Origin of the sequence: Moraxella sp. HMSC061H09 (genome assembly GCF_001809255.1) — a bacterium.
In the GTDB taxonomy this organism is placed as follows: Bacteria; Pseudomonadota; Gammaproteobacteria; order Pseudomonadales; family Moraxellaceae; genus Moraxella; species Moraxella catarrhalis.
Genome location: NZ_KV796834.1, coordinates 299,721 through 314,054 on the forward strand (window position 1 = coordinate 299,721; position 14,334 = coordinate 314,054).

General features: G+C 41.5%; 13 protein-coding genes. 10 read left to right on the top strand and 3 right to left on the bottom strand.

The features are described from left to right. Positions 1-141: 141 nt before the first annotated feature. Positions 142-939 carry a sulfite exporter TauE/SafE family protein gene (locus tag HMPREF2573_RS01790; protein ID WP_003656477.1) on the bottom strand — a complete coding sequence of 266 codons (798 nt, stop codon included), beginning with the start codon at positions 937-939 and terminating at the stop codon, positions 142-144. 77 nt (positions 940-1,016) lie between these two features. Here HMPREF2573_RS01790 and HMPREF2573_RS01795 point away from each other — a divergent pair, with 77 nt between their 5' ends. Then, positions 1,017-1,910: a biotin--[acetyl-CoA-carboxylase] ligase gene (locus HMPREF2573_RS01795; protein WP_003656475.1), complete on the top strand. Its 894-nt coding sequence runs from the start codon at positions 1,017-1,019 to the stop codon at positions 1,908-1,910. 54 nt (positions 1,911-1,964) lie between these two features. Then, positions 1,965-2,672: a pantothenate kinase gene (locus tag HMPREF2573_RS01800; protein ID WP_003656473.1), complete on the top strand. Its 708-nt coding sequence runs from the start codon at positions 1,965-1,967 to the stop codon at positions 2,670-2,672. Positions 2,673-2,689: 17 nt separating this feature from the next. Here the strand turns inward: HMPREF2573_RS01800 and HMPREF2573_RS01805 are convergent, their stop codons facing one another. After that, on the bottom strand, positions 2,690-3,112 hold the full coding sequence (locus HMPREF2573_RS01805) for an MAPEG family protein (RefSeq protein ID WP_049155703.1): 423 nt from the start codon (positions 3,110-3,112) through the stop codon (positions 2,690-2,692). After that, on the bottom strand, positions 3,109-3,522 hold the full coding sequence (locus tag HMPREF2573_RS01810; protein WP_003656469.1) for an OsmC family protein: 414 nt from the start codon (positions 3,520-3,522) through the stop codon (positions 3,109-3,111). Before HMPREF2573_RS01810 ends, HMPREF2573_RS01805 begins: the two co-directional genes overlap by 4 nt. Before the next feature lie 531 nt (positions 3,523-4,053). Here HMPREF2573_RS01810 and HMPREF2573_RS01815 point away from each other — a divergent pair. The 8 genes from HMPREF2573_RS01815 to HMPREF2573_RS01850 all read left to right on the top strand — a co-directional run bounded on the left by HMPREF2573_RS01815 (position 4,054) and on the right by HMPREF2573_RS01850 (position 14,200). Then, on the top strand, positions 4,054-4,551 hold the full coding sequence (locus HMPREF2573_RS01815; RefSeq protein WP_003656465.1) for an RNA pyrophosphohydrolase: 498 nt from the start codon (positions 4,054-4,056) through the stop codon (positions 4,549-4,551). Positions 4,552-4,675: 124 nt separating this feature from the next. Beyond that, on the top strand, positions 4,676-8,284 hold the full coding sequence (gene smc / locus HMPREF2573_RS01820; RefSeq protein ID WP_070472355.1) for a chromosome segregation protein SMC: 3,609 nt from the start codon (positions 4,676-4,678) through the stop codon (positions 8,282-8,284). A 233-nt stretch (positions 8,285-8,517) separates the two neighbouring features. Further along, positions 8,518-9,333: a 30S ribosomal protein S2 gene (gene rpsB / locus HMPREF2573_RS01825; protein WP_003656460.1), complete on the top strand. Its 816-nt coding sequence runs from the start codon at positions 8,518-8,520 to the stop codon at positions 9,331-9,333. A 77-nt stretch (positions 9,334-9,410) separates the two neighbouring features. Then, positions 9,411-10,289, top strand: a complete 879-nt coding sequence (gene tsf, locus HMPREF2573_RS01830; RefSeq protein ID WP_003656458.1) for a translation elongation factor Ts — start codon at positions 9,411-9,413, stop codon at positions 10,287-10,289. 143 nt (positions 10,290-10,432) lie between these two features. After that, complete coding sequence (gene pyrE / locus HMPREF2573_RS01835) at positions 10,433-11,080, top strand: orotate phosphoribosyltransferase (protein WP_003665971.1); 648 nt, start codon at positions 10,433-10,435, stop codon at positions 11,078-11,080. A gap of 94 nt (positions 11,081-11,174) precedes the next feature. Next, complete coding sequence (gene gshB / locus HMPREF2573_RS01840) at positions 11,175-12,146, top strand: glutathione synthase (protein WP_003656454.1); 972 nt, start codon at positions 11,175-11,177, stop codon at positions 12,144-12,146. Between the two features lie 105 nt (positions 12,147-12,251). After that, positions 12,252-13,358, top strand: coding sequence for an undecaprenyldiphospho-muramoylpentapeptide beta-N-acetylglucosaminyltransferase (murG, locus tag HMPREF2573_RS01845; RefSeq protein ID WP_070472358.1), 1,107 nt, complete (start codon positions 12,252-12,254; stop codon positions 13,356-13,358). A gap of 317 nt (positions 13,359-13,675) precedes the next feature. Next, positions 13,676-14,200, top strand: a complete 525-nt coding sequence (locus HMPREF2573_RS01850) for a GNAT family N-acetyltransferase (RefSeq protein ID WP_070472361.1) — start codon at positions 13,676-13,678, stop codon at positions 14,198-14,200. Positions 14,201-14,334 lie beyond the last annotated feature (134 nt).

Consider the following 14,334-nt stretch of genomic DNA (forward strand, 5'->3'; position numbering starts at 1 on the left):
GTCGGCAGTTCGATCCTGCCTCTCGCCACCATATTAAACCCCAAGCAGCTGCTTGGGGTTTTTGGTTATTTACCGTTTAAAAAAGCACCTGTCATAGACCGATGCTTGTTATAATGAAGTATGACAGTATTAGTTAAAGTCTTAAAGTCCGCCAATAATTAGCCGTACGCCTACAATCATCAACAGTACGCCAAAAGCACGCTTAAGAGTTTGAGCGGGTAGAGCGTGAGCCAACTTGGCACCAACTTTTGCCATGATAAAACTTAAAATACTGATTGTAATAAATGCTCCAATATGCACAAATCCGATCAAACCATCAATATTGGCAGTACCAACTTGATGCCCAAACCAAATAAAACCAAATGCTCCTGCCAAAGCAATGGGCAAGCCACAGGCGGCTGATGTACCGACGGCTTGTCGCATGGGAACACCATTTTGGCTTAAATAAGGCACAGTTAAGCTACCGCCGCCGATACCAAAGATGGCGGATAAAATACCGATGACAACGCCAGCAAACCCTTGTTTATAAGCAGGCGGTGGTGGTATGTCTAGTCTTTCTTGATTGGGGAAAAACAGCATTTTGATCGCCACTAAGATAGCCCCAGCTCCTAAAATTGCTTGTAATGCCGCACCGCTAATCAGCGTTGCAACCCAAGCACCAAATAAGCTGCCAAGTACTAAGCCTTTTGACATATTCTTAAAAATCTCCCAGCGTACACCGCCACGCTTATGGTGTGCAGTCATCGAGCTGATAGAAGTTAAGATGATGGTTGCTAATGCTGTACCAACAGCAACATGAGGTACGATATCAGTTGGCATACCATATGCTGCCAAAATCCAAATCAGTGCAGGCACAATCACCATGCCACCACCCACACCAAATAGCCCTGCACACAGCCCAGCAATGATACCAGCTGCTGCAAACCAGATATAAATCATCGACATTCATCCATTATTTCTTTAAATTTGTGCTATTATAACGCACTTTTATTATCTTTGTCGTAAATTGTCATCTGATGAATGTTAACCAAAGCAACTTTGACCAACTGTGGCAAACCATCCAAAACCATCATGAACATCATGCCAGCATCTTAAGCACAAATACTGAGCTAAAAAATACTGTGATACGGGGCGAAAAATCGCACAGCCTGTTACATCTGATGACAGCTGACCACCAAAGTTTGGGTCGTGGACAACATGGTCGTTCTTGGGTGAGTAGTCAAGGCGCGGTTTTTTTATCGTTATATGTACCAATGCAAAGTCAAACGCAGGATTTTGGTATCAATCAATTATCTGGTTTAATCTCTTTGCTGGTGGGTTTTTATTTGATAAAAATGCCAATCATAACACAGATGAATCAAATCCGACAGACGATGAATTTGCCGAAAATTGGGGTTAAATGGGCAAATGACTTGGGGGTTTTTGATGAAGATTCCCAAAGATTTTGGAAATTGGCAGGGGTTTTGATAGAGCCGATTTTTGTTGCTAAAAATGACCATCGCAGCTTGGTAGGATTGGTTTTTGGTGTGGGCATGAATGTTCAACACGCACCAATCATTCAAAGCGGTACTTATCAAGCGACCAGTCTAAATATGCTTTGGTATCCATCATTGGGGGCATTGCCATCAGCTCAAGATTTATATCAACCCATTTGCCAAGCCATTTGTCGGGCAATTTTTCATCATCATCAATTGATGACATCTCAAAAAACAGCAACTGGTTTTATCAATCAATTCAATCAGATGCATCTATTAACAGATCGACAGGTAGAAATATTTACCCAAAATGATGATACGGGTAATCGTTTATCAGGAAAGTGCCTTGGTGTTGATGAACGAGGGGCGTTATTGGTACAAAATGAGCAAGGCATACAAACAATCTTTGCTGGTACGGCCAAGATGATGACTTGAAAATTTTTTAAATCAATCTTTTTAAATAGAAAAAATAATCAGAGGCAAAATGAGATGGTGCTGTGGCTTGATTTGGGCAATACTCGGTTAAAATATTGGCTGATTAACAATGGTCAAATTATCTTATCAGATGCTAAAGAACATCTAAAAGCCCCCAATGAACTTTTATTGGGTTTGCTTGGGGTGTTTACACAATTTGAGCCAAATTTTGTAGGAATATCCAGTGTATTGGGCGAAAAAATTAACCATGCCATCACCAAAACTTTAAAAGAGCTTGGTGTGCCTTTTGAATTTGCCAAGGTGAATCATCGCCACCCAATGCTTTGTAGTCGCTATGAGCCATCACAATTGGGTGTGGATAGATGGTTACAGATGCTTGGTGCAGTAAATGGTCATAAACAATGTGTGGTTGGTTGTGGTACGGCATTAACGATTGATATGATTGATGAAGGTGAACATTTGGGCGGTTATATTTTGCCCAATGTTTATATGCAGCGTCATGCGTTATATGCAGGAACACAGCAAATTGATGTTAAACAAGGGCGATTTGATGGGTTAAGTCTTGGTACGACCACCGATGACGCTGTAAATCATGGGGTCTTATTTGGGGTGGTGGGTGCTGTCGCCAGTGTGCAAGCCAATTATCCAAATTTTGAGATGATATTGACAGGTGGCGGTGCACAAATGCTAAGACCACATCTAAAACATATTCAGGTAGACGAAGAGCTGTTATTAAAGGGACTGCAAAGATATTTTTGTTAATTGTTATCTTGTCAATCTTAAATACCCATTTGATATGCCAAAATAAAAAGCATGATACAACAGCTCAATGAAAACATCCATGTCACTGAACGCAAGATGGATAAATTGGTTGCATAGCTCATAATAAAACAGATGCGAAAGATAAGATAACCTGTTGCCAGTATATTGATGATACTAACAGGCACAAAAGTATAAAGTGCAATGAGTACAGAGGCTAAGAAAAATGGCAGACTTTCAAAGCTATTGGTCTGAGCGTGATTGAGTCTTGCGGCGGCTCCGTGAGTATTTGCCAAAAACTCACGAGGTGTTTGATTGTCTTTTATGTTATAACCACCCAAATATTTGGCAAGAGCGGCACACACAAAAGGTAATAGACAGGCGATGACCATCAAGATGATGGTAAGCTTGATATTGGTATCAGCAAACAGTGCAGCGATCATTTCTCAATAATCTCATAATCATGAGTGATATTCACCCCGCCTGATGATAACATGCGTGAGGCTGAACAGTATTTTTCGGCAGACAGCTCAATGGCTTTGGCAAGCTGCGATTCTTTGATATCGCTGCCAGTTACCACAAAATGCAAGTGAATATCGGTAAATACTGCAGGGATAGTATCGGCTCTGTGGGCATGCATTTGGCAACGGACATCCGTGATGTCTTGACGAGATTTTTTCATGATGGTGACAACATCATAACTGGCACAACCACCAAGCCCTAATAAAATCAGCTCCATTGGACTTGCACCAGCGGTTTTATTACCGTCAAGATGTATGGTATGCCCTGATGGTGAAGTACCAATAAAATGTACGCCATCTTCCCAAATCAGTTCTGCGTCTAATTGTGCCATATCAAACTCTTTTTATGTTAAATTTTACTTTTTATAGCATTCATTTTACTTGGTTTGGCAGCGTTTGGCAAACCATTTACCAAATTATTGATTTTAGTTTCGCCAATCGATTTTTGGACGAGTTAAAATCTTATCATTATCAAAAATCACGACCCAAATGAGGCAACTGATAGGTTGGTTAAACCAAAATCCGATGTCAGGGTGCTTGGATAAAACCCTATACTTTTGTACTGTTTTTTGGTTTAATAGACAACAAGTCATTCATCAAAAGTTTTTGATGAAATTTAAATGAATTTGGAGCTATCTGATTTTGGTACTTATCATGAAAATCCCTGTTTAAACATCAGGATAATCGTCAGTCTTCAAGCAAAAAGGTCAAGTTTGATGGTTTTTTATCAAGCAAGCTTTTGCCATTAAGCCATAAGATGTCGCCATTTGTCATGTAACCATGAATGAAAATTGTCAATTGTTATCAATTTTCAATAACAAGGTATCAATGCTGGGTATCTCCTATATATTAAGAGTTTGATTATGATTGATGCAGACGGATTTCGTCCAAATGTCGGCATCATCTTGGTAAATGCACACGGGCAACTTTTGTGGGCAAAGCGTATCGGTCATGACAGTTGGCAGTTTCCTCAAGGCGGTATCAGTCATGGCGAAACACCACTAGATGCGATGTATCGTGAACTGTATGAAGAAGTGGGGCTGCATCCTGAGCATGTCAAAGTGCTGGCAGTCACCCGTGATTGGTTGCGTTATCGCTTGCCTAAGCGTTATTTGCGTACAGGGCAGGAGCCTTTGTGCATTGGACAAAAACAAAAATGGTTTTTGTTATATCTGGATGAAGCTAATACCAAATACATTCGTTTTGATGTGGGCGTACCTGAATTTGACGACTGGCAATGGGTGAGTTATTGGTTTCCTTTGACGGGTGTTGTACCGTTTAAAAGAAATGTATATCAGCGGGCATTGCTTGAGCTGATTGATGCTGTACCCAAACGAAAGTCTTTGGTGGCAAATATGTAATAAGCGTTAAAACCATCACCAAAATTGGTGATGGTTTTTTGCGATGATTTGAGTTTTGCGATTAGCATACTTAGGCAAAATTTGCTAAAATACGACTCTTTTTTATCATCTGTCTTGGTTTTTCATGCGCCTAAAATCTTTAAAACTGGCTGGGTTTAAATCCTTTGCCAATCCTACGACATTTACTTTTCGACACGATATTACTGCGATTGTTGGACCAAATGGTTGTGGCAAATCCAATGTCATCGATGCAATTCGTTGGGTGCTTGGTGAGACCTCTGCCAAACAGCTGCGTGGCGGGGCGATGAGCGATGTTATTTTTGCAGGTGTTGAAGGGCGAGCTGCGAAGAGTTTGGCAAGTGTTGAGCTGATTTTTGAACATACGCAAGACGAAACCCACGGCATTCGCCATGAATTAAATCTATATCAAGAGCTGTCACTACGCCGTCAAGTCACTAAAGAAGGTAAATCGGATTATTTTATCAATGGTCAGCGAGTGCGTCGCCGTGATGTGGTGGATGTATTTTTGGGAACTGGGCTTGGTGCACGTAGCTATGCGGTGATTGAGCAGGGTATGATTGGGCGGATTGTTGAGTCAAGCCCCATGCAGCTTCGAGAATTTATTGAAGAAGGTGCGGGCGTATCTCGCTATCAGGCACGCCGTGCTGAGACCGAAAAAAAACTTGGCGAAACCCAAGATAATCTTAAAAGGCTTTCAGATTTACAAGGTGAGCTAAAAAAACAGCACAAAACGCTCATTCGTCAAGCACAGTCTGCCAAACAGTACCAAGCCTTAAATGATGAATTAAAAACGCTTCAAAAAGAAGAGTTAATCAGACGCTTATTTGAAGCGTGGCATCATCACGAACAAAAAAAGATTGAGCAGGGTAAATCAGGTGAGGTGCTTGCCAAGCTAGACGCTAAAGCCAATCAAGTACGCCGTGAGCTTGACCTACTGTCTGCGCGTGTTGCCGAGGCTCAGTGGCTAAAAGATGACGCCAAAGACAACTATCACAATGCACAGATGGCAGAGCAGACCGCACAGCATAATTTTTATACAGTCAATAGCCAAATTACCCAAAATGATGAAAAAATTGCTCGCCTACAGGCTCAGCATCAAGAAGCTTTGACCAAGATAAATCAGGCACAAGACGAGCTTTTACAAATTAACCAATCGCTAGATGTCATTACGCCTAAAGCAGAAGCGATGACGCATGAGATTACCCATGCCAAGCAAGCTCAAAGTGAGGTGCAGTTGACTTGGCAGTCGCACCGAGATGAGCTAAGTAGCCTAATGCAAGAAAAAAATAATCTTGAAAATCTCAAGAAATTGGCACAATCTCAGCGTCAGCGTTTGGAGATTGGATTAAATAAATGGCAAGTTCGTTATGATGAGCTTATCACTGCCAAAAATCTATTTAGCGATACTATTGAAGTGCAAAATCAGCTGTCTGCTGATACCTTAAAAGCTGTGGCACTCAGACAAAAGCTTGAACATCTTAATGATGATGAGATGCTAAAATCACTTGTAGACGAGCTGACTCAAGCAGTGCAAACATCCCAAATCCATGTACAAAGCCAAGAAAAACGCCATGCCAGTTTGATGGGTGAATATGAAATTTTGCACAAACTGGTACACACTAAAATACCGTCTAATAAAATTACGACGCCGCCTGATGCTGATACATCAATAGCCTTAAATGCACTGCCAAGTCTAAAAGAAAGTTTGGTACTAACAGAAATGGGTTTGGACTATGCAGATGTTTTGGATCAGTTTTTGGGATTTTGGTTGAATGCCCGTCTAAGCGATGAACTGCCAACGGCTGTTTTAGGTCATGTGATGGATGATAATGATTATATGATCTTAAAATCAGGCAAAACAAGAAACACAACCTATACCGATGAGATGTTGTCTCAACTACCAACATCAATACAACAGCAACTGGTGCGTTTTGATCGACTGTTTAGCATGCCTACGCTTGAGTTATTTGGCTGCTGTTATTTATATGTGGGCGATGAGCCGCTCACAGACTTGGACACAACCATACCATTTGGTATGATAATTATGACAAAAGCTGGTTGGCTGGTGGGCAGTTTTGGTATGTTACACCTTTCAAAACTTGGTGATACCAGCAGTCAGTTTTTAAGTGATCGGAAAAAACACCTTGAGCGACTAGAGGTGCTAGAAGATGAACTAAACACACTTGAAGATTCGCTTGAAAAAGACCAAAAGCAGCTCAAGCAAGTACTGACAAGGCTTCAAAGCAGTAAAATTGAGCTTGAAGAAATCACTGCCCAAAAAAATGTGGTCACCCAGCAGCTGCACCAGTTAGAACAAGGCTTGACCATACTAACGGCCAAACTTGATTCTGAAAAAGCACGCCGTGAGAGTATTGACAGTCAGCTTAAGCGACTGGATGATGAAAATAGCAGTATTAAAAATGAGCTACACGAGCTTAATATGCAGATTGAGACCTGTGATTTTGGCTTAAGGGAGCTTGAGCCTAAAGTTGAGCAAGCAAATCAAGCCATGGCGGTGCAGACGGTGCGTATCGACGAAGCTGTTGCTAAGCTTAAAACCCAAAATGACACCTATCAGGCTTTACAAATCAAGCTTGGCACACTGACGCAAGCAAAAACCCATGCCGAGCGTTTGCTTGAGATGGCAAAACATAGTGCATCACAAACTCAAGCGGACATTGAGACAACCAAAAGCACGCAGCAGGAACTCAGTCAAAAGCTACCAGTGCTTGAAGAGGCGTTTAAAGCTGCCAAAGCGGTAAGTCATGAGCTTAAGATTGCTAGTGATGAATATGAGTTGGCAGCCAAAGCACAGCAAATTGCCCAAAGTCAATTGCAAGAAACGCTGACTGAGGCACATACCAAATTTGCCACCGCTCAAGCAACTTTGGCACAGATCAGTGCAGATACAGCGGTTGGTGAAAGCCGTGTTCAAGACATTGGCGGTGAGCTTATGCGTCTGGATGAATCGTTTAATTTAGCGTCTAAACTGGCAGATTTTCGGACAAATCCTAATCAAAATTTCACCGATAATTCAGCAAGGCAAAATCAAATCAAAAGTAAAATTGCTGAGCTTGGTGCGGTGAATTTGGCAGCTGCAGCTGAGCTTGCCGAGCTTGAGGCGCGTGTTTCGCCCATGGATGAGCAAATCAATGACATCACCCAAAGCATGAAAAAGCTTCAAGATGCCATTCGTGCGATTGACGAAAAAACCAAAACACTGTTTTTGACAGCACTTGAGGCGGTAAATAAAGAGCTAAATGCACTATTTTCAAAGGTTTTTGGTGGTGGTCAAGCAAGCTTAACTTTGATGGCAGATGATGACTTGCCCAAATCGGACAAATGGCGAGCAGGGCTTGTGCTGATGGCTCAACCAAAGGGTAAGAAAAACTCAAGACTTGCTGTACTTTCAGGTGGCGAAAAAACCTTGACAGCATTGAGTTTGATTTTTGCTATTTTTAAGCAGCACCCTGCGCCTTTTTGTGTACTTGATGAGGTTGATGCACCGCTTGATGATGCCAATGTCGCCAGATTTACAGGGTTGATTAGAGAATTGGCTGATGATGTTCAGTTTATTTTTATTAGTCATAATAAGCTTGCCATGCAAATCGCTGATGAGTTAAAAGGCATTACCATGCCAACCGCTGGTATCTCAAGTTTGGTGACAGTTGATTTACAAGAAGCCCAAAAATATTTAGAAGTCAATGACTGAATAAAAACTGTCCATTATCTAACATTTACTTGGACTTTTTGATAAGAATTTGCTATAATAATATGTCCATTTTTTAAATGGGCGTATTTTTTAAACTTACACTACACACACGAAATTATTTGAAATATTGGGGTGTCTGTTGGTTTGAATAATTCGTCATCGTGACGGATGCGTGCTAATGGATTCGGTATTTTGGTTTCGTGGAGGCGTAACCCAAACTTTTAGGATTTTTTATGTCAGATAAAAACCCAACTCAAATCTCAATGCGTGACTTGCTAGAAGCAGGTGCTCACTTCGGTCACCAAACTCGTTTTTGGAATCCAAAAATGAGCCAGTACATCTTTGGTGCTCGTAATCGCATTCATATTATTAACCTTGAGCATACCGTTAAGCAATTTAACGAAGCACTAACTTTCGTGAATAAACAAGCAGCGGCTCGCAACAAGATTTTATTTGTTGGTACTAAGCGTGCAGCGGGTGCGGTAATCCGTGAACAAGCACAGCGTGCAGGCATGCCTTATGTTGACCATCGTTGGTTGGGCGGTATGCTAACAAACTGGAAAACACTTCGCCAGTCAATCACTCGTCTAAAAGAGCTAGAAAAGCAAGCTGAAGATGGTACATTTGCAAAATTGACTAAGCGTGAAGCACTTGAGCGTACCCGCCAAATGGAAAAGCTAGAGCGTGCTTTGGGTGGTATCAAAGAGATGGGCGGTTTGCCTGATGCGTTGTTTGTTGTTGATGTTGACCACGAAGCCATCGCCATCAAAGAAGCCAAAAACCTTGGTATTCCTGTGATTGGTATTGTAGATACCAACTCAAACCCAGACAATGTTGACTATGTCATTGCCGCCAATGACGATGCAATTCGTGCCATTAGCTTATATGTAACAGCGATGGCTGATGCGATCATTGCAGGTAAAGAGTACGCTAAAACCCAAGGTCATGCTGATGCAGCTGATGCTGATAAGCAAGCCAACCGTGAAAATGCAACCGCACCTGTTGAAGATAAAGTTGACCAAGCTGGTCAAGTGGTTAACAACTACTAATTTATTAAGCTTGGTTTGGCGTGGTCATACCAAGCTTATCCTAAATTTTTGTTCAATTAAAACTTAAGGTAATTGACATGACTCAAGTTTCTGCAAAGCTAGTAAAAGAGCTGCGTGACCGTACTGGTCTTGGCATGATGGAGTGCAAAAAAGCACTTGAAGAAGCAGGCGGCGATATCGAACTTGCGATTGATAATCTGCGTAAATCAGGTCAAGCAAAAGCTGCCAAAAAAGCAGGTAATATCGCTGCTGATGGTGCGATTATCATTGCCCAAGGTGAAGGTAAAGCGTTGCTACTAGAAGTAAACTGCCAAACTGATTTCGTTGCTAAAGATGAAAACTTCACTGCATTTGCCAATAAAGTTGCCAAGCTTGCACTTGAAAACAACACCACAGATGTGGCAGCGATTGCCCAGCTACCATACGGTGATGGCTCAACAGTTGAAGAAGCGCGTGTGGCATTGGTTCAAAAAATCGGTGAGAATATTCAAGTTCGCCGTGCTGAAGTGATTGAAGGTGCTAACCTTGCTGCTTATCGCCACGGTCTGCGTATTGGTGTTGTTGTCTCAATTGAAGGCGGTTCTGAAGAAGTGGGTAAAGCGGTTGCCATGCAAGTGGCAGCATTCAATCCGTTGGCTGTGAATGAAGCTGATGTACCAGTAGATATCCTAGCCCGTGAAAAAGACATTATCGAAGCTAAAGCCAAAGAATCTGGCAAGCCAGAGGCAGTGATTGAGAAGATGATCACTGGTGGTCTACAAAAGTATCTCAATGAAGTGACTTTGGTTAACCAACCTTATGTCATGGATAACGATAAAAAAGTTGGTGATGTTCTAAAATCAGAAAATGCCACTGTGGTTAGCTTCAAGCGCCTAGAAGTTGGTGAAGGCATTGAGAAAAAGCAAGAGGACTTCGCTGCTGAAGTTGCTGCTGCTCAAGCCGCTGCCAAAGCTTAATTTTAAGCTTTTTGACAAAAACCCAATATGCTTGCCTATTGGGTTTTTATTTTGCCTGAAATGATCCTTCGTTTAATTGTAAAAATCGATCATACAGAGTAAAATAGTTTAATGTATGAATTTTATCAGATTAAGGAATTTTTATGTCATTTCATCCTGAGCGGTTTATTGAGGTTGCCTTAAAAAACCATGTGTTGTGTTTTGGTGAGTTTACCCTAAAGTCAGGGCGTAAAAGTCCTTATTTCTTTAATGCAGGTTTACTATCAACAGGTGAATTATTGAGCGTGCTTGCAGAAGGTTATGCAGATACACTTGCCAAACACGCCAATCAAGATGATCTGGTCATCTTTGGTGCCGCTTATAAGGGCATTCCTTTTGTGGCAGCGACCGCTCAAGTGTTGTGGCGTGAGCATCAGATTAATGCTGAGTGGGGTTATAATCGCAAAGAAGCTAAAAATCATGGTGAAGGCGGTATGCTGGTTGGTGCTGATTTAAACGGTAAATCTGTTTGGGTGGTCGACGATGTCATGACCGCAGGTACCGCCATGCGTGAAGTTATTACTTTGCTGGGTAAAGCTGGGGCAAGCGTTGCAGGTATTATTGTTGCTCTTGATCGTAAAGAAAAAGGTCAAAGTGATCGATCAGCCATTCAAGAGCTTGCTGAGAGCCTGCAAGTGCCAGTGCTTGCTTTGGTGACGATGGATGATATTATTGATTATGTTGCCAAACATGGATCTCAAGATGAGCTGGCTCAGATGCAGGCTTATCGTGCAGAATATGGCATCAACTAAAGGCTGATACTATAAAATACTTTAGTCATATTTAATATATTACTTTAATAATTATATTTAATAAGTTAAATAATTAAGATATTGGGATAATGAGATGAAAAAGCTTCGATTTTTGATCGTCATGGACGATATTACTACAGTAAGTTATAAAAAAGATACCACGCTTGCGATGATGTGGGCGGCTGATGAGCGTGGGCATGAGCTGTATTATTGTCAAATTCATGATCTTTGGCTTAGTCAGGGTACATTGAATGTGGATGCTCAGCCATTACAAGTTTTTAAAAATCCTGAAAATTTTTATGAGCTTGGTGAGATGGCAACTTATTGCACGACGGATTTTGATGTGATTTTGATGCGTAAAGATCCACCATTTGATATGAAATTTTTGTATGCCTTGCATTTGCTGGATTATGCCAAGCAGGCGGGCGTTTGGGTGATCAATGATCCTTTGGCTGTCAAAGATTGTAATGAAAAGCTGTTTGCCACACAGTTTAGTGAACTGATGTCGCCGACCATCGTCACCAACAAGCAGATGCATATTCAAGCCTTCATCACTGAGCATCAAGATGTCATCGTCAAACCCTTAGATGGTATGGGGGGTATGGGTATTTTTCGCTTGACAGCAGACAGCCCTAATATCAGTGCCACACTTGAGATGCTAACTCAAATGGGTAAATTACCCATCATGGCACAAAAATATATTCCTGCTATTGTAGAAGGAGATAAGCGGGTGCTGATCGTAGGAGGCAAGCCTGTAGAATATTGCTTGGCTCGTATCCCGTCCCAAGGCGAAACACGGGGCAATTTGGCGGCGGGTGGTCGTGGCGTTGCCATGCCACTGACAGCCCGTGAGCGTGAATTGGCCGAGACAATTGCACCAATTTTGATGCAAAAAGGACTATATTTTGTGGGGCTTGATGTCATCGGTGGTCATATTACCGAAATTAATGTTACCAGCCCAACTTGCGTTCGTGAGATTGATGACCAATGTGGTACAAGTATTGCGGTGGATTTTATTAAATTTATTGAAAACAATATTGACAGCCATCCAAAGACAGATATTTAGTATGGATTTGCTTGACAAAATGTCGCAAAAAACTACTTGAGTTCATGTAAAAAGTCATCCAAAATAACTGCCTTTATTACTGTAAATGTTTGGTTGGATAAGTTTATGTCAAAAAAATTAACTGTACTGATGATGGCGGCTGGTACTGGTGGTCATGTATTTCCTGCCTTGGCGGTGGCGGACGAGCTTTTGCAGCGTGGGGCTGTCATTCATTGGCTTGGCACGCCAAAGGGCATGGAAAATGAGCTTGTTGCCAAACACGGTCATACCATGCACCACATTGACATGCAAGGGCTTCGTGGTAAGGGGCTGGTGCGTGCCATTAAGTTACCTTTTATGCTGTTCAAAGCGGTCATGGCAAGCAAAAATATCATCAAAAACAATAACATAGATGTGGTTATCGGCTTTGGCGGTTATGTAACCGCACCGGGTGGCTTAGCAGCTAAGCTGTGCAAAATTCCACTCATCATTCATGAACAAAACGCCATCGCTGGCATGAGTAACAAGACCCTAGCTCCCCATTCAGCAAAAGTCCTACAAGCCTTTGATGGGGCGTTTAGTGGCATGGGCGATGAACCCATCACGGTGGGTAACCCTGTGCGTCATGAGATTATGAATGTCAAACCACCAAGCGAGCGTTATGATGTGGCGGACACATCGCCTTTAAAGGTGCTGGTGGTGGGCGGTTCGCTTGGGGCAAAAGCCATCAATGAAGCGGTGGTTGAACTGTTAAAGCTGTCGGATAAGCCCCTAACCGTGCGACATCAATGCGGTAAAGATAACCACAACACCATGTTGGTCGCCTATTCACAAGCACAGATTGACACAAGCCGTCATGTCTTTGAGGTCATGCCATTTATTGATGACATGGCACAGGCATACAGTTGGGCAGATGTGGTTATTTGCCGTGCTGGGGCATTGACCGTAACCGAGATAGCCAGCGTGGGCGTTGCAGCGATTTTTGTGCCGCTACCACACGCTGTGGACGACCATCAAACCGCCAATGCCAAGAGCTTAACTGACAAAGAGGCAGGGATTTTGTTGCCTCAACATGAGCTGTCGGGTGAAACATTGGCACAGATTTTAACTGGTCTTGACCGCCAAAAATGCTTAGATATGGCAAAAAAAGCACAAGAGAGTGCCAAACATCATGTCGCAAAGACAGTGGCAGAGCTGGTTTTGGCGTATGGTGATGACAAAGGCAGTCAGTAAGATGATATTAATAGTAAGATGATATTAATAAAGCCAAAATATATTATTATCACAAATTGATGAAAATGAGTGAATTAAAAAATTGACCCAGTTAATCATATGTAAAACCATAAACATTGAAATATTTCTTGAAATGGCGGCGGTATAGAGCATATTAAATGATATTTTTTAGGTGGTTAAAAAATCATACCACATTGGGTAGATAAAATAATATGGTAAGTTCAAATGATTTGGTTGCCACTGCCTTTACCTAAGTACTTGCCAGCCATAAAAGTATGTAATTTGGCTAATTGGATTTTAAAATTTGGGTATTTAAAATGTTTCAATATAAAATTAATGACGAATTAAGCCTAACCTTAGTACATTCATCATTTGCCAGTCAAATGAATGATATTGTTAATGCCCAAAAAGACGATTTGGGTAAATGGCTACCGTGGGCGAATGATTTTAGTGAAAATAGCTATCGTGAATTTGTCAAATTTGCCCTACATCAATATGCCGATGACAAAGCCATTCATACCCATATTATTTATGATGATAAAATTATCGGAGCGGTGAGTTTAAATAACATTTATCATCATCTTAAAAAGGCAGAAATTGGCTACTGGTTACACCAAGACCATCGGGGGCGTGGTGTCATGACCTGTGCGGTGCGTGCAATCATGGACATTGCCAAAAACATCTATGGCATGAATGTGGTGGAGGTTAAGGCGGGTGAGCATAATATTCCAAGCCAACAAGTTGCTAAGCGATTGGGATTTGAATTTTGTGGTATCATTGCCAATCATGAAAACATCAATGGTGAAATTATTAATCATGCGGTTTATATGTATCGGTTTTAATTTAAACAATTGATGGGGTAAATTCTTTGCCTTGATTTGTAAAATTAAAATTGATTGATGTGATTGTCATTGTTTAAAAAATATCATGGCATATTTATCCACAAAACCAGTTTAATATTCAACATTTAATATTT

Excerpts from the sequence above, each read along its gene's own strand:
- HMPREF2573_RS01810 (WP_003656469.1), bottom strand. The coding sequence starts at position 3,522 with ATGGCACAATTAGACGCAGAACTGATTTGGGAAGATGGCGTACATTTT.
- HMPREF2573_RS01800 (WP_003656473.1), top strand. The coding sequence starts at position 1,965 with ATGGTGCTGTGGCTTGATTTGGGCAATACTCGGTTAAAATATTGGCTG.
- murG (WP_070472358.1), top strand. The coding sequence starts at position 12,252 with ATGTCAAAAAAATTAACTGTACTGATGATGGCGGCTGGTACTGGTGGT.
- HMPREF2573_RS01795 (WP_003656475.1), top strand. The coding sequence starts at position 1,017 with ATGAATGTTAACCAAAGCAACTTTGACCAACTGTGGCAAACCATCCAA.
- HMPREF2573_RS01790 (WP_003656477.1), bottom strand. The coding sequence starts at position 939 with ATGATTTATATCTGGTTTGCAGCAGCTGGTATCATTGCTGGGCTGTGT.
- HMPREF2573_RS01805 (WP_049155703.1), bottom strand. The coding sequence starts at position 3,112 with ATGATCGCTGCACTGTTTGCTGATACCAATATCAAGCTTACCATCATC.
- HMPREF2573_RS01850 (WP_070472361.1), top strand. The coding sequence starts at position 13,676 with ATGTTTCAATATAAAATTAATGACGAATTAAGCCTAACCTTAGTACAT.
- HMPREF2573_RS01815 (WP_003656465.1), top strand. The coding sequence starts at position 4,054 with ATGATTGATGCAGACGGATTTCGTCCAAATGTCGGCATCATCTTGGTA.
- pyrE (WP_003665971.1), top strand. The coding sequence starts at position 10,433 with ATGTCATTTCATCCTGAGCGGTTTATTGAGGTTGCCTTAAAAAACCAT.
- gshB (WP_003656454.1), top strand. The coding sequence starts at position 11,175 with ATGAAAAAGCTTCGATTTTTGATCGTCATGGACGATATTACTACAGTA.
- rpsB (WP_003656460.1), top strand. The coding sequence starts at position 8,518 with ATGTCAGATAAAAACCCAACTCAAATCTCAATGCGTGACTTGCTAGAA.
- smc (WP_070472355.1), top strand. The coding sequence starts at position 4,676 with ATGCGCCTAAAATCTTTAAAACTGGCTGGGTTTAAATCCTTTGCCAAT.
- tsf (WP_003656458.1), top strand. The coding sequence starts at position 9,411 with ATGACTCAAGTTTCTGCAAAGCTAGTAAAAGAGCTGCGTGACCGTACT.